18 protein-coding genes are annotated in these 19,696 nt (G+C 52.1%); 16 read left to right on the plus strand and 2 right to left on the minus strand.

Features of this window, described 5'->3' with window-relative positions; genetic code table 11:
- Window positions 1-216 precede the first annotated feature (216 nt).
- Together DWZ45_RS10420 and DWZ45_RS10430 are read left to right on the plus strand one after the other, a co-directional pair.
- Window positions 217-1,158, plus strand: a complete 942-nt coding sequence (locus tag DWZ45_RS10420; RefSeq protein ID WP_118469022.1) for a DMT family transporter — start codon at window positions 217-219, stop codon at window positions 1,156-1,158.
- A gap of 206 nt (window positions 1,159-1,364) precedes the next feature.
- Window positions 1,365-2,174, plus strand: coding sequence for a hypothetical protein (locus DWZ45_RS10430; RefSeq protein ID WP_118469026.1), 810 nt, complete (start codon window positions 1,365-1,367; stop codon window positions 2,172-2,174).
- Window positions 2,175-2,467: 293 nt separating this feature from the next.
- Here the strand turns inward: DWZ45_RS10430 and DWZ45_RS10435 are convergent, their stop codons facing one another.
- The gene (locus DWZ45_RS10435; protein WP_118469028.1) at window positions 2,468-3,178 is read right to left on the minus strand and encodes a response regulator; all 711 of its coding nucleotides are present in this window, start codon (window positions 3,176-3,178) and stop codon (window positions 2,468-2,470) included.
- Between the two features lies 1 nt (window position 3,179).
- Entirely contained in the window at window positions 3,180-4,445 is a 1,266-nt protein-coding gene (locus DWZ45_RS10440; protein WP_118469030.1) for a DUF4118 domain-containing protein, read from the minus strand.
- 295 nt (window positions 4,446-4,740) lie between these two features.
- Here DWZ45_RS10440 and DWZ45_RS10445 point away from each other — a divergent pair, with 295 nt between their 5' ends.
- The 14 genes from DWZ45_RS10445 to DWZ45_RS14530 form a co-directional block, all read left to right on the plus strand.
- Window positions 4,741-5,613, plus strand: a complete 873-nt coding sequence (locus DWZ45_RS10445) for a methionyl aminopeptidase (RefSeq protein ID WP_022358671.1) — start codon at window positions 4,741-4,743, stop codon at window positions 5,611-5,613.
- Window positions 5,614-6,037: 424 nt separating this feature from the next.
- On the plus strand, window positions 6,038-6,979 hold the full coding sequence (locus DWZ45_RS10450; protein WP_117796527.1) for an AEC family transporter: 942 nt from the start codon (window positions 6,038-6,040) through the stop codon (window positions 6,977-6,979).
- A gap of 337 nt (window positions 6,980-7,316) precedes the next feature.
- Window positions 7,317-7,625 (plus strand): hypothetical protein, encoded by a 309-nt coding sequence (locus DWZ45_RS10455; protein WP_107000830.1) that lies wholly within the window; start codon window positions 7,317-7,319, stop codon window positions 7,623-7,625.
- 19 nt (window positions 7,626-7,644) lie between these two features.
- On the plus strand, window positions 7,645-9,660 hold the full coding sequence (locus DWZ45_RS10460; protein WP_118469032.1) for a V-type ATP synthase subunit I: 2,016 nt from the start codon (window positions 7,645-7,647) through the stop codon (window positions 9,658-9,660).
- Between the two features lie 2 nt (window positions 9,661-9,662).
- Complete coding sequence (locus DWZ45_RS10465) at window positions 9,663-10,130, plus strand: V-type ATP synthase subunit K (RefSeq protein WP_022358667.1); 468 nt, start codon at window positions 9,663-9,665, stop codon at window positions 10,128-10,130.
- Between the two features lie 45 nt (window positions 10,131-10,175).
- Window positions 10,176-10,769 (plus strand): V-type ATP synthase subunit E, encoded by a 594-nt coding sequence (locus tag DWZ45_RS10470; protein ID WP_118469034.1) that lies wholly within the window; start codon window positions 10,176-10,178, stop codon window positions 10,767-10,769.
- Window positions 10,770-10,796: 27 nt separating this feature from the next.
- Window positions 10,797-11,771 carry a V-type ATPase subunit gene (locus DWZ45_RS10475; protein WP_118469036.1) on the plus strand — a complete coding sequence of 325 codons (975 nt, stop codon included), beginning with the start codon at window positions 10,797-10,799 and terminating at the stop codon, window positions 11,769-11,771.
- Complete coding sequence (locus tag DWZ45_RS10480) at window positions 11,764-12,084, plus strand: V-type ATP synthase subunit F (protein ID WP_107000826.1); 321 nt, start codon at window positions 11,764-11,766, stop codon at window positions 12,082-12,084. The genes DWZ45_RS10475 and DWZ45_RS10480 overlap by 8 nt, the downstream gene beginning before the upstream one ends.
- 24 nt (window positions 12,085-12,108) lie before the next feature.
- Window positions 12,109-13,878 carry a V-type ATP synthase subunit A gene (locus tag DWZ45_RS10485; protein ID WP_118469037.1) on the plus strand — a complete coding sequence of 590 codons (1,770 nt, stop codon included), beginning with the start codon at window positions 12,109-12,111 and terminating at the stop codon, window positions 13,876-13,878.
- A complete protein-coding gene (locus DWZ45_RS10490; protein WP_022358662.1) occupies window positions 13,879-15,252 on the plus strand; it encodes a V-type ATP synthase subunit B in 1,374 nt (457 codons plus the stop codon).
- 113 nt (window positions 15,253-15,365) lie between these two features.
- Window positions 15,366-16,037, plus strand: a complete 672-nt coding sequence (locus DWZ45_RS10495; RefSeq protein ID WP_022358661.1) for a V-type ATP synthase subunit D — start codon at window positions 15,366-15,368, stop codon at window positions 16,035-16,037.
- Between the two features lie 332 nt (window positions 16,038-16,369).
- Window positions 16,370-17,611 (plus strand): family 10 glycosylhydrolase, encoded by a 1,242-nt coding sequence (locus tag DWZ45_RS10500; RefSeq protein ID WP_117796524.1) that lies wholly within the window; start codon window positions 16,370-16,372, stop codon window positions 17,609-17,611.
- Between the two features lie 294 nt (window positions 17,612-17,905).
- Window positions 17,906-18,826, plus strand: coding sequence for an NTP transferase domain-containing protein (locus DWZ45_RS10505; RefSeq protein WP_022358659.1), 921 nt, complete (start codon window positions 17,906-17,908; stop codon window positions 18,824-18,826).
- 130 nt (window positions 18,827-18,956) lie between these two features.
- Window positions 18,957-19,696, plus strand: a 740-nt coding sequence (locus tag DWZ45_RS14530) for a hypothetical protein (RefSeq protein ID WP_207663863.1), incomplete at its 3' end; no start/stop codon positions are given.

Consider the following 19,696-nt stretch of genomic DNA (forward strand, 5'->3'; position numbering starts at 1 on the left):
TGATGTGTTCATAATAATTTACTCCTTTGAGTATATTTAAACACATTTAATCATGTTAGTCAATAAATTCGATTACTTAATATGCTCTCCTTACAAATGATAGTGTTGTTAAAGGTTTCTTTATTTTAGTATGGAAACAAATTTGTGTCAAGAATAGACAAAAATGTGGGATGTGCGTATACTGGAAGATAGGAAGACGGAAAGGGGAATGAAAACATGGTAGAAAATCATCCGGACACCCGGAAGCAGGAATACCGCGGAATTGCCTGCCTGGTGCTGTCTGCGTTCTGTTTTGCGCTGATGAGCATGTTTGTACATTTGGCGGGCGATCTGCCGTCAATGCAGAAGAGTTTTTTCCGCAATCTTGTGGCGGCGCTGGCAGCGGTTGTTTTGCTTTTGCGGGTGGGAGAGCCGTTTCGTATCCGCAGGGAAAATCTGCCGTATTTTCTGATGCGGTCAATTTTCGGCACGATGGGAGTGCTGTGTAACTTTTATGCGGTGGATCATCTGGTGCTGGCGGACGCATCGATTCTAAATAAAATGTCGCCGTTTTTTACAGTGCTGTTCAGCTGGCTGATCTTAAAGGAAAAAGTTATGCCAATTCAGCTTTCGCTGATCTTCGGTGCGTTTCTCGGCAGTATATTCGTGGTAAAGCCGACATTCTCCAATCTGGCACTTGTGCCGTCGCTGCTGGGCTTTTTCGGCGGCATCTGCGCGGGCGCGGCGTACACGATGGTGCGGAAACTGGGAGAGGCAGGAGAAAAGGGACCGGTGATCGTGCTGTTTTTCTCGGTATTTTCCTGTGTGGTTGTGCTGCCGTGGATGATTTTTGACTATCATCCGATGACCTGGCAGCAGATGGGGATCCTGCTTTTGGCGGGCTGCGCGGCGGCGGGCGGACAGTTTGCGATCACGGCGGCATACCGCTATGCCCCGGCGAGCCGTATTTCCATCTACGATTATTCGCAGCTGATCTTCTCGACGATGCTCGGTTTCTTCATCTTCGGGCAGGTGCCGGACGGCTGGAGTTTCCTCGGATATGGAATTATCTGCCTGATGGCAATTTTCATGTTTGTATATAATAACCGGAAAAGAAAGAATACTCAAAAGCAGGCACTTTTGGAATCGAAAGAGCCGTCAGATGTAATAAAAATGTAAGGGAAAGTATCCGCCGATATGGTTTACAAGCGATGCCAAATTATATATACTGAAGATAAAGTCGGAGTGGTTTTCGTGTCCAGAAACGTGAATTTCAGGAACAAAAGCAGGGTTGCCGACACAGCTCGAAAATGGGTTATAGATAGGGCAGAAAGTTATATAGGGAAATACGACATAAGCCCGGCAGCAGACAGGAGGAAACAGGGATGAAAAAATTAGCAACCGCACTTGTGAGTGCAGCAGCCATTATGACGATGTCAACAACCGCATTTGCAGCCGAAAATCCGGCGGAGGTATTTGACCGGGTGATGGAGAAGAACAATACGATTCAGTCCGCGGAGATTCAGAGCGGCGTCCATTCGGTCATACTTGCAAAGGATGTCATTCCGGACGGTCAGATGAAAGTTGATATGGCGATGCATGCAGAGATGGATATGCAGGATACCACCGATCTCAAGTACCTGGCACAGGTCGCTTCCTCGATTCTGGGACAGGACAGCTATTCACAGGTTTTTTATACGGACGGCTACTATTACGTAGATGCCAACGGTGTCAAACTGAAATACCCGATGCCATTAGAGCAGATCATATCCTCCGTCCAGACAGGAGTCAACACCAGCAATATGGAATCCAGCTATATGAAGGGCATTTCCTTAAACGAGGTCAATGGAAAATGTGTGCTGGCATATGAGGCAAATCCAAAGAAGCTAAACAAGAACGTCAAAGAAGCCCTCGGAACCGTGATGAACACACTCGGCACCGATGTCAATCTGGACATGAACATCCAGGAAATGAAAGGCGCTTACGTGCTGGATGACAACGATTACATTATCTATATGACAAACTATATCGTATACAACATGGAAGTCCTCGACCAGCCGATGACCTGCATCACCCTGATGGAGACCGAAGTCCAGAACCCGGGCGAGCCGGTCGTAGTGACACTTCCATCCACGGATGGCTATGAAGACTTAATTGGTTTATACGATGGAGTCATTGAAAGCGAAGTAGAATAAAAAACAGACAAAAACAAAAATAGACAATCAAAAGCCAGCCGAGCAAAGCAAAGGCTGGCAGGCAAAAGCGATCCATAACATAACAAGAGGAAAGTGGCGTCCGGGAATCTGTAGAGCCAGCGTTCCAATTATCGATTGTACGCATCCCACGCCAGCTGTTCGGCTGGGGCGGACATTTTTGTCCGATCCAGACGAACGGATGTAGCGAAAGCAAGCGAACAATGATAATTGGAGACGCAGGCGGCGCAGATTCCCGGACGCCTCTTTCTGCATCACGACAATCAATCAATCTATTACTGCATCTCATCCTCAATCATCCGATACCCAATCCCGATCTCCGTAAACACATACTGCGGTTCCGCTGGATTCTGCTCCAGTTTCCTTCGAATATGTGCCATATTCACGCGCAGAATACTGTTATCATCGTCCGCATACGGCCCCCAGATATTCGAAATAATCGTATCATACGTCATGACTCTGCCGGAATTCTGTGCCAGCAGGGAGATAATCTTAAACTCGATCTGCGTCAGATGGACATCCCTTCCATCAACCGATACCAGATGTTTTTCAAAATCGATCGTCAGTCCCTTTGCATGGAATGGGCGCTTATAAAGCGGAGAAGCTGTGTTTAAGCGGTTGCTGTGGCGCAGGGCAGTCCGGATGCGCGCGAGAAGCTCGGAGGTGCCGATCGGCTTGGTCAGATAATCATCCGCGCCAAGGTCGAGCGCACGTACCTTTTCCTGTTCCTGCGTGCGGGCGGAGAGGACGATGATCGGGACGCTGGACCAGGTGCGGACCTGGCGGATGATCTCTATGCCGTCCATGTCTGGAAGCCCCAGGTCGAGGAGAATCAGATCCGGGCACTGGGACGTGATGATCGGAAGTGCTTCTTTTCCCGTGTGTGCGGTGGAAATGCGGTAATCCTGTGCGGACAGGGAGGTGGAGATGAAGTCGCAGATGTTTTTTTCATCTTCTACTAATAAAATAGAAAGTTTATGTGTCATGTTATTTGTCCTCCTTTGGAAGGGTAAAGTAAAATTCGGCACCGCGCGTGTGGTTGATTGCCTTGATTTCGCCGCCGTGGGCGAGAATGATCGTTTTACAGATGGAAAGCCCGATTCCCATGCCCTTTCGTCCATCCGGCGAAGTGCTGGTCGTCGAAGAAGAGCCGTCAAAGATGGTTGCCAGCTTCTCTGGCGGGATGCCGACGCCGTAATCGCGCACGTGGAAAATCGCATAGTCGGAAAGTGATTCCACATAGCACTCGATCGGCTCGGTGCTTTCAGCATGGACAACGGCATTTTCCAGCAGGTTGATGAGAACCTGTTCGATGAGGACGGCGTCCATCGGGACCATCAGGAATTCCTCCGGCACGCGCACATGGATATTGGCGTCTGGAAGTCTCTTTTTTAAGCGGATCATCGCCTCGGAGAGAACTTCCTCGACTGGTTCCGAGGTCTTAGTTACCTTTGCCGTCTCATTGTTGATACGCGTGACGGAGAGCAGGTTTTCAACCATGTTTAAGAGCCAGTTAGAGTCCTCAAGAATATGGCGTACCAGCGCATTTTTCTCAACCTCCGGGAGGCTGCTGCCATTTTCCAGATATACGGTACTGGAACCGATGATGCTGGTAAGCGGGGTGCGGAGATCATGGGAGATTGCCCGCAGCAGGTTCGCCCGCATCTTTTCCTTTTCCGCTTCCATCAGCATCTTTTCACGTTCTGCCAGCACGCGCGCCTGTGTTTTCATGTTGCTTGTGATGGCGCTTGTAATGCTGGAAATTGAAAACATTGCCACGAAGGTAATCGGATAGCCGGCCATCGTGAAATCCAGCGCGAAATACGGATACGTGAACAGAAAATTGACGCAGACAACGCCGACAAAGGAGGAGAACAGACCGAAGCTGTATCCGTCCGTAAAACGCGCTACCAAAAAGACCGCCAGAATGTATGTTAGCGCGATGTTGGCAGTCGGATTTTTGAGCGCATGAAAAAAGCAGAACGCGATGATCGTGGCGGTACCCATGAAAAACAGGGTAAGTCCCCAGCTCTGTATGTATGTCGGAAGCGCACAGAATTTTTCAACGATCGGGCGGGTCCGGAACCAATTTTTTAAGGCGTCAATTTTGTGTGGATATGTTTCGCTGCCATTGGAAGTGCTGGTATCCGGAGAGTTGGGTTCGGCTGAACCTTGAAGGCTGCTGGCTGATTCTGTTTTCAGGAAAGTTTCATTGGAAGTTCCAGAAACAGAAGGTTTACTTGAATGTTTCATTTAAATAAAGAAAGTCTCCTTTCAAAAAATTCATATGGATGCTTCTATTATACAATGTTTCTTCTGAAAAATAGAGAGGAAGACTGTTAAAAAGTTGAAAAAATCGTGAAAATTTGGGATAAAAACAGTAACACAATTATTGAGAATCTGGCTGGATAAGGGCGATTTCATTGCATTTTCAGCGTCGGTGTGTTAAACTCCAAACAGTCTCCCGAATGAGGGAAGCAGGCTGACCCGCCTGTTAGAAAGTGACAAACGGGCTGCCGGAGTGCAGGACGAAAGGAATGAAAGTAAGATGAAAAAATTAGGAAGAAATGATCTGTGCTGGTGTGGAAGTGGAAAGAAGTACAAACATTGCCATGAGGCGTTTGACGAGAAGCTGATGGAGGCGGCGGATGCCGGACACCAGATTCCGGATCACGACATGATCAAGACCCCGGAGCAGATCGAGGGGATCCGCGAGAGCTGCAAGATCAATGTGGCAGTTCTGGACTATGTGGCTGAGCATATCAAAGCTGGCGTCACAACCGAGGAGATCGATCAGTGGGTATACAATGAGACGACCCGCATGGGCGGAATTCCGGCGCCGCTTGGCTATGAAGGATTCCCGAAGAGCGTGTGCACATCCATCAATGACCAGGTCTGCCATGGCATTCCGTCAGCGGATGTCGTATTAAAGGATGGCGATATCATCAACGTGGATGTTTCGACCATTTATCACGGCTATTATGCGGATTCTTCCCGTATGTTCTGCATCGGAAATGTCAGCCCGGAACATAAAAAACTGGTGGACGTTGTCAAAGAGTGCGTGGAATTAGGTCTGGAGCAGGTAAAACCGTGGGGCTTCATGGGCGATATGGCGGAAGCGGTCCAGAAGCATGCGGAAGAAAATGGTTATTCTGTGGTTCGAGAGATCGGCGGTCACGGCGTTGGTATCGAGTTCCATGAGGATCCGTGGGTTGGCTATATTGGTCAGAGAGGCACCGGCATGATGTTTGCACCGGGCATGATGTTCACGATCGAGCCGATGATCAACGAGGGAACCGAGGAAGTATTCGTGGACGGCGATGACGACTGGAGTGTATACACGAAGGATGGAAAAGCATCCGCCCAGTGGGAGATTCAGGTGCTGGTAACCGAGGATGGTCATGAGGTGCTTTCCTGGTAGCTTGCAGAGTACATAAAAAGAGACGGCGTCAAACCGTCTCTTTTTTGTACCCAAGGTGGGCGTTCTTCACAGCCGAAGGGGGATAAAAAACTGTGAAGAAATATCTATATAAAGGAAATTGTTGTTAGTCGAGCCAGATAACAATTGCGCGCATTTCTTAGTGCCATCTGCCTCATTGATGTTATGCCATTATAATACTGGATAATTGTGTCCATATTTTGACCAATATCTAAAATAAATCTAAACGAGTATTACATAATTCGAAACTTTTTCGGAACTGTTTATGAGGCTGGCGCGCTTGAATTTTTCTTGTCGATTTCTTGGATGGGGTATATAATAAATCTGGTGATTAAAGGGGTGCGGCCTGACTGGATAGAAACCGCGTCCAGAACAAAGCAATTAAGAAGAAAGTGGCAGGAATTATATGGAAAATTTTTTATTTGCACTTAATACAGTCCTTCCGTTTCTGCTCTATATCGCATTTGGATATGGAGTCAGGATGTCGGGGCTGGCGGATGAGGATTTTATGAAGCGCCTGAATAAAGTGATCTTTCAGGCATTCTTTCCGATTCTGATGTTTAACAACCTGTATTCCATTCCGGAGGGAATGACATTAAATCTGCGTCTGGTGGCAGTCGCCATTATCAGCGTGCTGCTTTTGCAGGCGGTTCTGCTTGCTGTGGTTCCGCGTCTGGTAAAGGAAAATGAGCGGCGCGGCGTTATCATCCAGGCGATTTACCGCAGCAATTTCGTCCTGTTCGGCATTCCGCTGGCAACCAGCGTGTTCGGTGAGGAGGGAACACTGCTGGCGACGATGATGGTGGCGATCGTGATTCCGGTCTACAACATAACGGCGGTCGTGATTCTGGAATTGTTCCGGGGCGGCAAGGTCCCGGTTTCTGTTTTGATTAAGAATATCCTGAAAAATCCGATGATCCGCGGCGCGCTCCTGGGCTTTATCTTCCATATATTAGGAATTAAACTTCCGGTTTCCGTGGAAGGACCGATCAAGCAGTTTGCCAATCTGACAACGCCGCTGGCACTGTTCGTACTGGGCGGAACGCTGCATTTCAATGCGATCGGCGGCAATCTGAAATATGTGGTTCCGTCGATGACCTTCAAGATGGTGATCCTGCCGGCAGTGATTCTGGCGGTTGCGACGCTGCTCGGCTTTTCCGGTGTGGAACGTTTTGTTTACTTTGAAATGTACGCGACTCCGGTTGCGACGGCGTCCTATGCGATGGCGCAGAACATGGGCGGCGACGGCGAGCTGGCGGGACAGTTTGTCGTGTTGAGCACGGTCGCCTCGGTTGTGACGATCTTTTTGTGGGTCTATTTCCTTAATTCGATCGGGTGGCTCGCATAAAAATAAATATATAATAGGGGACTGCCAGACAGTGGTTTGTGGAAGAGCAACAATTGTCTGGCAGCTTTTTTTGTGGAAACAAACACTGTTTTTCATGAGAACCGAAATTTTTTTTCATAAATTAAGATGTATGTATAATCTTTTCAAAATTAAAACATTTAATAGACAAAACTGATTGAAAAAGTTATAATAGTATACAAATGCGAGAAAACTTATTTATTTTCCATGTGCTTTTGATGCTTCGAATCAGCGAATTGTATGGAATGGGAGGATGTGAAACATAATAAGGATATTGCATTATTGTTGAAAAAAAATTAGGGGAAAAGGTGGTGGTTCAATGATCAAGGAGACGATCCAGGCGGTCGAGGACGCAGAGGCGAAGGCATCGGAACTGGTCGCGCAGGCTTCGGAGGATGCACGCCGCGTTAAGGCGGAGGCGGAGGCAGAAGCGGATCGAATGCTCGCAGATGCACAGAAAAGGGGGAAAGAAGCAGCTGTGAAGCAGGAAGAAGAACTGACTCTCAGAGGGGAGGAGTACGTAAAACAGGCACTGGCAGAAGCCGAGGCGGAGTGTCAGACGCTCAGAGAGACGGCGGACAGACGGAAACCGGAGGTGGTTGACCGGCTCATAGCGGAACTGGTCTAGTGAATGGAGGGATGTAGATATGGCAGTATTGCAGATGCAAAAGCTATGTATCTGTGCCCTGAAGAAGGACCGTAAGTCCCTGATGGAGTTTCTGCAGGCTGCCGGAGTGCTGGAGCTGACAGCGGAGGCGGAGCCGGACGAGGTATTTAAGCGGACGGACACGCTGGAGGATCGGCAGAAGTTTGAGCGGAATGCGGCGACGGCGGATCGCGCATTGGAAGTGCTTGCCGCGGTGGTTCCGGAGGAAACATCGATGCTTGCTGGGCTTGCCGGAAAGCCGCTTGCAAAGGCAGGCGCGTACCGGGAGACGGAGGCGAACGCAGAGGCGCTTTTAGGTCAGGCGGAACGCATTTTGAACCTGCAAAAGCAGATCACGGAGGAAAAGACTGCGGCGCTTAGACTGCTGGCGGAGGCGGAAAGCCTGAAACCGTGGCAGAAGCTGGAGATTCCACTTGCGTATCAGGAGACGAAACGGTGTGCTATCTTAGCTGGCGCGGTCGGCGGAGGCGCTTATACGCAGGAAGAAATTTACGCTTCGGTGGCAAAACAGGAGCCGCAGCTTGAAAAATGGGAGCTGGAGGTTGTCGGAAGCGATGCCGACCAGACCTGCATTGCGGTAATTTGCCTGAAAGAGGACGAGGAGAAGCTGGAGACAGCACTCCGGTCGATTGGATTTGCCCGTCCGGCGCGTCCGGTGGAGGAAGTTCCGGCAGCTTACGCTAAGAAACTCAAAGCGCAAGCGGCAGAGCATGAGGGACGCGCGGCGGCGACGGAAGAAGAACTGAAACAGTGCGCTCCGGCGAGGGAAGATTTGAAACTGTTATCCGACTATTACCGCCTGCGGGCACAGAAGTATGAGGCGCTCGGCGAGATCTTACAGTCGGAAAAAACGTGTATGATCACGGGATTTATCCCGAAGCGCGATGCGAAAGGACTGGAGGAGAAGCTGAATAGCCGGTTTGAACTTGCAGTGGAAAGTTCGGATGTGCCGGAGGATGAGGAAGCACCGGTGCTTCTCTCCAACGGAACCTTCGCGGCGTCGGCGGAGGGCGTGACCGCGTCCTTTGGCTTACCGGCGAAGGGGGAGATGGACCCGACCGGCATCATGGCAGCGTGCTATGTATTTTTGTTTGGTCTGATGCTTTCAGATGCGGCATACGGATTTATTGTATTTTTGATGTGCTTCCTGGCACTTAAGAAATTCCCAAGGATGGAAGAAAACCTGCGGAAATCACTGCGGCTCTTTATGTACTGCGGACTTTCGACCCTGTTCTGGGGCGTCATGTTCGGCGGTTATTTCGGAGATGCGGTGGACATCGTGAGCCGGACATATTTTGGACATACGGTGACGATACCGGCGCTCTGGTTTGTCCCGCTAAATGACCCGATGAAGCTTTTGGTTTATTCGATGTTATTTGGCGTGATTCACTTATTCCTGGGGCTGGGACTGAAAGGATATATGCTCTTAAAGGATGGCAAGGTTGTGGATTTTATCTGCGACGTGGTACTCTGGTACCTCCTGCTTCTGGGGCTGATCCTGATGCTGCTTCCGACGGAACTGTTTGGTTCCATCGCGCAGATGAATATCGTATTCCCGCCGGTGCTTAATTCGCTGGCAAAGGGAATGGCGATCGTGGGCGCGCTGGGAATTCTGGTGATGTCGGCGCGCGACAAGAAGAATCCGCTCCTGCGGCTGGCGCTTGGCGCATATGATTTGTACAATATTACCGGATGGGTGTCGGATGTGCTTTCCTACTCGCGCCTTCTGGCGCTCGGACTGGCAACCGGCGTTATCGCATCGGTTATCAACCAGATGGGAAGTATGGTTGGAAATAATGTATTTGGCGTGATTGTATTTATACTGGTATTCTGCTTCGGACACCTGTTTAACCTAGCGATCAACCTGCTCGGCGCGTATGTGCATACCTGCCGTCTGCAGTACGTCGAGTTTTTCGGAAAGTTCTATGAGGGTGGCGGAAAGGCGTTCCGTCCGTTTAAGCAGATAACAAAATACGTGGAAATCAAGGAGGATTAAATATGAGCGGAATTGTATTTGCATTGTTGGGAGTTGCAGTGGCGGTTATTCTTGCAGGTATGGGTTCAGCCTACGGCGTAGGCGTGGCAGGTCAGGCAGCAGCCGGAGTCGTAACCGAGGATCCGGATAAATTCGCGAAGGTGCTTCTGCTCCAGCTGCTTCCGGGTACCCAGGGTATCTACGGTCTGCTGGTTGGTTTCATCGCTCTTTCTAAGATTGGTCTTCTTGGCGGCGGCGCTGACATGAGCATGTCGATCTCCCAGGGACTCTTATATCTGGCAGCATGCCTTCCGATCGGCGTGGTTGGTCTGGTATCGGCGAGACATCAGGGAAGAACGTCGGTTGCTTCCATCGGTATCGTAGCGAAGAAACCGGAACAGTTTGGTAAAGCGATGCTGTTCCCGGCGATGGTTGAGACCTATGCGATTCTGGCACTTCTGGTTTCGATTCTGGCAATCAATGCACTGTAATCTGGCACGGCGGAAAGAATCAAAATCAGTTAAGGAGTGAAGCGTATGAATGGATTAGATAAGATTATTGCTCAGATCCTTGACGATGCAAAGCAGGAATCCCTTGCGATTCAGGAAAAAGCAGCCGGTGAAGCGGAGACGACCCTTGCGGCAGCCGGTGAAAAGGTAAAAAAGCTGGAGGAAGAGCAGGCGAAATCGGCGGCGCAGCGTGAAAAAAGCTATGAGGAACGGCTTCGTTCTTCGGCGGCGCTAAAGAAGCGCCAGGCGATCCTTGCGGCAAAGCAGGCGATCATCGAGGAAATGCTTGCGGCGGCACACAAGGAGCTGCTGGCAAAGCCGGATGAGGCGTATTTTGCATGGATGGAGCAGCTTCTTTCCCGGTTCGTGACGGATCGGGCAGGAGAAATCTATGTTTCAAAACGTGATTTAGAGCGGATGCCGGATGATTTTCCGGCAAAGATAGAGAAGACGGCGCAGGAAAAGGGCGGAAGCCTGGTACTGAAAAAAGAACCGAGGGAGATCGACGGGGGCTTTGTTCTGGTGTACGGCGGCGTCGAGGAAAATTGTTCTGCCGGGGCGTTGTTTGCGTCGCAGCGGGATGAGCTGGCGGACAAGGTACATGCGATGCTGTTTGGATAACGGCGGGAGAAGGTAAGGAGGGCTTATATGTCTGATACAAAATATGCCTACGCGGTCGCCCGGATCCGGGCACTGGAAAATGGGCTTTTTTCCTCCGCACAGATTGAACAGCTGCTGTCCGTAAAAAGCTACGAGGGGGCGCTGCGTTTCCTGACCGAACACGGCTGGGGGGATGCAGATACACCGCTCAGCGCGGAGGCGATCCTGACCTGGGAGAAGGCGAAATCCTGGGAGACGGTCCGCGACCTTTTGAAGGGCGACGACGCGATCCTGGCAGTGCTTTCCTACGGGGATCTCTACCACAATTTAAAGGCGGCGATCAAGGATGCAGCGGCGCCGGGCAGCCACGGCAATGTCTATTTTGACGACTGCGAGGTGGACGGCGCGCGGATGGCGAAGATCGTGGCGGAAAAGGACTGGCAGGCGCTTCCGGCACATATGCGGGAGGCGGCGAAGGAAGCCAGCGAGACATTTCTGCACACGGGCGACGGGCAGCTCTGCGATATCATTGTTGACCGGGCGGCGCTCGCAGCTATCTATGAGTGCGGAAAGAATGCGTCCGACGCGATCATCCGTGATTATGCCGAGACGACGGTCGCGGTGGCGGATATCAAGATAGCGGTGCGCTCCCAGAAGACGGGAAAACATCTGGATTTTATGCGGCGCGCGATGGCACCGTGCGATAGCTTGAATATCGAGCGCCTGTCACAGGCGGCTCTTGGCGGTGTCGGTGCGATCTGCGAGTATCTGGAAGGAACCCGCTATGCGGGCGGCGCGCAGGCATTAAAGGAATCGCCGTCGGCGTTTGAGCGGTGGTGTGACAATCAGCTGATCGAGACGATCAAGCCGCAGAAATACAACCCGTTTACGGCGGGACCGCTGGTTGCCTATGTGCTGGCGAAGGAAAATGAGATCAAAACGGTCCGTATCATCCTGACCGCCCGTCTGAACGGTCTTGAGGAGGAACAGATTCGGGAAAGGATAAGGGAGATGTATGTATAAGGTTGCAGTAGTCGGAGATTACGACAGCATCTACGGATTTGCGGCGCTGGGACTGGAGACATTTCCGGTGTCCGATGTAAATGAGACGGAGAAAGTATTTCTGGAACTGGCTTCCGGTTCCTATGCGGTGATCTATATCACCGAGGCGGCGGCTGCCGGGATTGAGACAGCCATCGACCGCTACCGGGAACAGCCGCTTCCGTCCGTGATCCTGATTCCGGGTATTTCCGGGAATACGGGAAAGGGCGTGGAGTCGGTCAAGCATTCGGTGGAACAGGCAGTTGGATCGGATATTCTGTTTGGAGATGCATGATAGAAAGGTGGGTGAAACCTTCCAATGAGCAAAGGAACGATAAAGAAGGTAGCAGGACCGCTGGTTATCGCCAGCGGGATGCGGGATGCCAATATGTTTGACGTCGTCCGCGTCAGCGACGAACGTCTGATTGGCGAGATCATAGAGATTCACGGAGATGAAGCGTCGATTCAGGTATATGAGGAGACTTCCGGTTTAGGACCTGGCGAGCCGGTAGAGTCGATGGATGTGCCGCTTTCGGTTGAACTGGGACCGGGACTCCTGACGAGTATCTACGATGGAATCCAGCGGCCGCTGGACGATATCATGAAGGAGACGGGCAGCAACAACTTAAAGCGCGGCGTTGAGGTTCCGTCTTTAAAGCGTGATAAGAAATGGCAGTTTGTGCCGACCGTGAAAGCGGGCGACAGCGTGGAAGCAGGCGACATCATCGGTACCGTGCAGGAGACGCTGATCATTGAGCATAAGATTATGGTGCCGTATGGTGTAAAAGGTACCGTCAAAGAGATCAAGAGCGGTGAATTTACGGTGGAGGAAACTGTAGCGGTCATTGAGACGGAAAACGGCGAAAAAGAGCTTACGATGATGCAGAAATGGCCGGTTCGGCGCGGACGTCCGTACCAGACGAAGCTGCCGCCGGTAAAACCGCTGATCACCGGACAGCGTGTCGTTGACGCATTCTTCCCGATCGCCAAGGGCGGCGTGGCAGCCGTGCCGGGACCGTTCGGAAGCGGCAAGACCGTCATCCAGCACCAGCTGGCGAAATGGGCGGAAGCGGACATTGTTGTTTACATCGGCTGCGGTGAGCGCGGCAACGAGATGACGGATGTTTTAAATGAGTTTCCGGAGTTAAGGGATCCAAAGACCGGGCACTCCCTGATGCAGCGGACCGTGCTGATTGCCAATACTTCGGATATGCCGGTAGCAGCCCGCGAGGCATCGATTTACACGGGTATCACGATCGCAGAGTATTTCCGCGACATGGGCTATTCGGTGGCACTGATGGCGGATTCCACCTCCCGATGGGCGGAGGCGCTGCGAGAGATGTCGGGCCGTCTGGAAGAGATGCCAGGCGAGGAAGGTTATCCGGCCTACTTAGGAAGCCGTCTGGCACAGTTCTATGAGCGTGCAGGTCATGTCATCTGCCTTGGCAGGGACGGACGCGAGGGCGCCCTGTCCGCAATCGGAGCCGTATCCCCGCCAGGCGGCGATATTTCCGAGCCGGTTTCCCAGGCGACGCTGCGTATCGTCAAGGTATTCTGGGGACTCGATTCAGCGCTGGCATACAAGCGCCATTTCCCGGCGATCAACTGGCTGACCAGCTATTCCCTGTATGTGGACAATCTGGGAAAATGGTTTGATGAGAATGTATCGGATGAGTGGATGAGCTGCCGCCAAGGTCTTATGAGCCTTCTGCAGGAAGAGGCAGAGCTGGAGGAGATCGTAAAGATGGTCGGCATGGATGCATTGTCCCCGATCGACCGCCTGAAAATGGAAGCGGCGCGCTCGATCCGTGAGGATTTCCTGCATCAGAACTCCTTCCATGAGATTGACACGTATACACCATTGCAGAAACAGTTCCGCATGATGAAGCTGGTGCTGGCGTTCTATGAGCAGTCGAAGAAAGCGCTGGAAGGCGGCGCTTCCATCCAGAATCTCATCAAGATGCCGGTGCGCGAGCAGATCGGACGTTTTAAATATACGAAAGCAGAAGACGTGGAGAAAGAGTATCAGGCGGTCCTCGATGAACTTGCGAAAGAGGTTGCCGATGCGGCTGGAAAGGGGGCATTCTAAATGCCGAAAGAATATAGAACCATACAGGAGGTTGCAGGTCCTCTGATGCTGGTGCAGGGCGTGGAAAATGTTACCTATGACGAGTTGGGCGAGATCGAGCTGGCGAGCGGCGAAAAGAGACGCTGCAAGGTGCTGGAGATCGACGGTGGCAATGCGCTGGTACAGCTTTTTGAGAGTTCCACGGGTATCAACCTTTCAAATAGTAAGGTGCGTTTTTTAGGCAGAACGATGGAACTTGGCGTATCGGAGGATATGCTGGGACGCGTCTTTGACGGTCTGGGCAATCCAATCGACGGCGGTCCGGAGATCCTGCCGGAGGAACGCCGCGATATCAATGGTCTGCCGATGAACCCGGCGGCGAGAAGCTATCCGCAGGAGTTTATCCAGACGGGTGTTTCCGCGATCGATGGTCTGAATACACTGGTTCGCGGTCAGAAATTGCCGATTTTCTCGGCGTCCGGTCTGCCGCATGCGAATCTGGCAGCCCAGATTGCGAGACAGGCGAAGGTGCGCGGCACGGACGAACCGTTTGCCGTTGTCTTCGCGGCGATGGGTATCACCTTTGAGGAAGCGCATTTCTTTACCGAGAGCTTTAAGGAGACGGGCGCGATCGACCGTACCGTCCTGTTTATCAACCTGGCAAACGATCCGGCGGTTGAGCGTATCGCGACCCCGCGTATGGCGCTGACGGCTGCCGAGTATCTGGCATTTGAGAAAAATATGCACGTTCTCGTTATCCTGACGGATATCACAAACTACGCGGATGCGCTGCGAGAGATTTCGGCTGCCCGCAAGGAAGTTCCGGGACGTCGTGGTTATCCGGGTTATATGTACACGGATCTTGCATCCCTGTATGAGAGAGCCGGACGCCAGAGAGGCAAGAATGGTTCGATCACGATGATTCCGATCTTAACCATGCCGGAGGATGACAAGACGCACCCGATTCCGGACTTAACCGGATATATTACCGAGGGACAGATTATCTTAAGCCGTGATCTGTACCGCAAGGGCATCACACCGCCGATTGACGTACTTCCGTCGCTGTCCCGTCTGAAAGATAAGGGAATTGGCGAGGGCAAGACGCGTGCCGACCATTCGAACACCTTAAACCAGCTCTTTGCGGCGTATGCGCGCGGCAAGGAAGCAAAGGAACTCATGGTGATCCTGGGCGAGGCGGCATTGTCCGATGTTGACTTAATCTATGCAAAATTTGCGGACGCCTTTGAAAAAGAATATGTTTCCCAGGGCTACAATACGGACCGCGATATCGAGGAGACGCTGCGGATTGGCTGGAAACTGCTTTCCATCCTGCCGAGAAGCGAGCTGAAACGTATCGATGAGAAGTATCTGGATCTGTATTATGGGAAAGAGTAAAAATGCCTGTGCATGGCGGATGCGCTTGAAAACGAAAGCGGCGTGTCATAACGCGGCTGCGGGAGCTGGCGGATCTGTTGTGACAAAGTGATTGCAGGAGAGAGGTGGTACGCATGGCATCGACACAGGTCAACCCGACCCGAATGGAGCTTACGAGGCTGAAAAAGAAGCTGGCGACAGCCACGCGGGGACATAAACTGCTGAAGGATAAGCGGGATGAGCTGATGCGTCAGTTCCTGGATCTGGTCCGGGAAAATATGGCGCTGCGCCAGAAAGTGGAGGCGGGCATCAGGAGTGCGAATGTGAATTTCGTCATCGCTAAAGCCGGGATGTCCGAGCAGGCGTTAAATACCGCGCTTGCCGCGCCGAAACAGGCGGTTTATCTGGAAGCAGACAAGAAAAACGTAATGAGCGTCGATATTCCGGTGTTCCATTATAAGACCCGGACGGCGGATGAGAACGATATTTACTCGTATGGATTTGCGTTTACTTCGAGCGATCTGGACGGGGCAGTCAAGTCGCTGGCGGACATTCTGCCGGATATGCTGCGGCTGTCCGAGACAGAGAAAGCCTGCCAGCTCATGGCAGCCGAGATCGAGAAAACGCGCCGGAGAGTCAATGCGCTGGAACACGTAATTATTCCGGAGGCGCGCAAAAATATCAAATATATCACGATGAAGCTGGATGAAAATGAGAGAAGCACGCAGATCCGCCTGATGAAGGTGAAGGATATGATGCTGGAGGAGAAGCATCATTATAAGGAGAAGCGGGAGCTTTGTTCGTGATGATGAAAATGCCTCTTCTGGCGGCTTTAGGGCTGTCAGGGGAGGTTTTTTTGCACATAGTTGTGAAAATGACGGGACGAGCCCACGAGGTTCGAACCGCCCTTTCGATATACCTTTGTTCGCTTGCTTTCACTACAGATGTTCGCCCATGACGGACTGCGTCCGCCCTGTTCGGACACCTGTGTTCAAGATGCGTACAAAGATATATGAAAGGCGGTTCGGACCTCGCGGGCTCGTCCCTGTGTATTGGAAAAATAAAAGAGACAGAAAAAAGTAAAGTATTTATTGGAAATATTTGGTAGAATAGGAGGAAATGAGGGGAGGAATTTTGCATGGCAAAGCAGGTACAGAGGGCGATCGGCTGGGTGGCAGCATTTCTTTTGGCGGTGGGGATGTTGTTCCTGCCGGTTTCGAAGGCGTATGCGGGTCCGGTATCGGGCGGCAGTCCTGGAAGTGGAGAGATGAGAGGTGTCTGGGTTTCGTATCTGGACTGGAATGGATGGGCGAAGGATGAGGCTGGATATAAGAAAGCGATGGATCAGACACTGGACCTCTGTGTACAGAAGGGGTTAAATGCGGTTTTCCTACAGGTTCGCCCGGATGGAGATGCGATGTATCCGTCACAGTATTTCCCGTGGTCGAAATTTGCCTCTGGAAAACAGGGAAAGAATCCGGGGTATGATCCGCTGGCATATGCGGTGCAGGCGGCGCATCAGCGGGGCTTGCAGCTTCATGCGTGGATCAATCCGTACCGGATCACGGGGTATCTGAACCGTTATTCGGATCTGTGTGCGTCAAATCCGGCGATCGCGTGGGCGAAGGACGGGGACAGTTCGAATGACCGGTGGGTATTGTGCCAGAATGGTGAGTATTATTACAATCCGGCGATTCCGCAGGTGCGCCAGCTGATTATTGACGGTGTGAAAGAGATCGTGACGAATTATGAGGTGGACGGCATCCATTTTGATGATTATTTCTATCCGAATCTCGATGACAGCAAGGCGGAAACATGGTTTGATTATCCGGAGTACCAGGCGGGCGGCACATCGCTGAGTGTGGCGGCGTGGAGACGGAATAATGTCAATGAGCTGGTAAGGGGAGTTTATAGTGCGGTCAAGTCGATCCGTCCGCAGGCATTGTTCGGTATCAGCCCGGAGGGATATTTACAGAACCTCCGAAAAGATACCCGACAGTTTACAGATGTGGATGCGTGGATGACCCAGAGCGGCTATGTGGATTACCTGATGCCGCAGATTTACTGGGGATTTGAGGCGAAGCAGAACGGCCAGGCAGCGGGCTATGCGTTTGCAAACTGCCTGAATGAGTGGGTGACGCTGAAAAAGAAGGGAAATGTGAAGCTGTATGTCGGTCTGGCGCTCTATAAGACCGGAACAGATGCAGTGGACGGCAACGAGGTGCCGGAGTGGCAGCGGTATCATGATATCATGAAGCGCGAGGTGCAGGCTGGACGGGCAACCGGACAGGTGAGCGGTTACTGCTTCTATGATTTATCGTCCCTGACGCGTGCGGCGGCAGCGGAGGAAGTGGCGAATGTGACGGCGCTGTTCCATTAAGTGCTCCCAGATAGTTACTGTTCACGCATACGTGCCCAGTAACGGAATTTGCCGTGGCTTCGCATTTAAATACGGCAAATTCCTGCTGCCACCACGTTTTCTTACGGCACTTTCGGTTCCCAAAGTGCCTACCCGTGAACGGTAACCATGATACCTTGTTGGAGAAATGGAAACCCCTGTGGATGATTGCAACCACAGGGGTTCTGTGTTATACTGGACATACGATTGCAGTAAAAATGTTGTTGTTTACATAATGTTCAGATGGCAGCAAATATACGGACGAGGAGAGGGAAGATGAAAAAAACAGCACTTGTCATTATGGCAGCCGGAATCGGAAGCCGTTTTGGCGGAGGGATCAAACAGCTGGAGCCGGTGGGTCCGAATGGGGAGATCATTATGGATTACTCTATCCATGACGCGCTGGAAGCTGGATTTGACCGGATTATCTTTGTGATCCGCCATGATTTGGAGGAGGACTTCAAAGAAGTGATCGGGAACCGGATTGAGAAGATTGCGCCGGTGACATACGCATTCCAGGAGCTTTCGGATGTACCGGAGGGATTCAGTGTCCCGGCAGACCGGAAAAAACCGTGGGGAACTGGACAGGCGATTTTGAGCATCCGCGGACTGGTCGAAGAGCCATTCCTGGTGATCAATGCGGATGATTATTATGGAAAAGAAGTGTTCCGAAAGATTCATACATACATGGTGGAACAGATGGACGTGAACGCACCGGTGTATGATATCTGCATGGGCGGCTTTATTCTGGCAAATACGCTCAGCGAGAACGGCGGCGTGACACGCGGCGTCTGTGAGGTGGGCGAGGGAGAGATTTTAAAACGCGTAACCGAAACCTACAATATCCAGAAGACAGCGGACGGCATGACGGCGACGGACAAAGAGGGGAATCCGGTTTCGGTTCAGGAGAACCAGCATGTATCGATGAATATGTGGGGACTCACACCGGGCTTTGTGGAGGAGCTGGAAAAAGGATTTCCAGAGTTTCTTGCGGGGCTGAAAGAGGGCGACGTGAAGTCGGAGTACCTGCTTCCGACGATCATCGATCAGATGATCCACGACGGGCGCGCAAGGGTGAAACTTCTGGAGACGCACGACTGCTGGTTTGGTGTGACCTACCGTGAGGATAAGGAGAGCGTGACGGAGTCGATCCGGGCGCTGATCCGTGAGGGCGTGTACCCGGAAAAACTGTTTTGATAATTTGAGGAACAGTTGATTCGGCTGTGCAGAGGATAACGTGAAAAACGGTACGTGAGAATAACATGATACGCATAAATCCTGCATAGGATACCATGTAAGCCTTGAATTAAGGGGGAATGGCAGTCCGATGCAGGATTTTGCATATTTTAAGAGTCTTTATCCGGCTGCATGTAAGCAGATGCAGCTTTGCGTGGAAGCGGTCTGTGATGAGCTGGAGTATGAGGGGAGTCCCATCTATGATGAATATCCGGATCGGATCTTTCTGGAAAAACTGACAAAACGGGCACTGGAAAAATGGCAGAAGGTTTATCCGGCTGGAACGGAGAGGACGGATACACTGACGACCTATATGAAGGCGGCGGACGTGGGCACTGTATCCACAGAAGAAGGAACGGCGATGGTGGAAAATTCCCTGAAAATAGATTCTCCTGGTGGAGAAAGAGAAGAGAATCTGGCGGGAACCAGCATACAGCCGCATCTTCCTGGAAATGATGTATGGTATGGACCACTTCGGGGCGAACAGAAGGGCGGAAACGCTGGATATATGGTGTGGGAGGCGGATGAGCCGAATCTGACCGCGCAGGAGCGCCGTCCATGGAGTCCGCCGCCGGGACCGCGCCCGGGAGGACCGGGAAATCCGTGGGGACCGCCACCCCCGCCGCCGGGACCGCGCCCGGGAGGACCGGGAAATCCGTGGGGACCGCCACCCCCGCCGCCGGGACCGCGTCCGGGAGGACCAGGAAATCCGTGGGGACCGCCGCCCCCGCCGCCGGGACCGCGTCCGGGAGGACCGGGAAATCCGTGGGGACCGCCACCCCCGCCGCCGGGACCGCGCCCGGGAGGACCGGGAAATCCGTGGGGACCGCC

The sequence above is a fragment of the Clostridium sp. AF32-7AC genome, assembly GCF_003477925.1.
GTDB classification, from domain to species: Bacteria; Bacillota; Clostridia; order Lachnospirales; family Lachnospiraceae; genus Otoolea; species Otoolea fessa.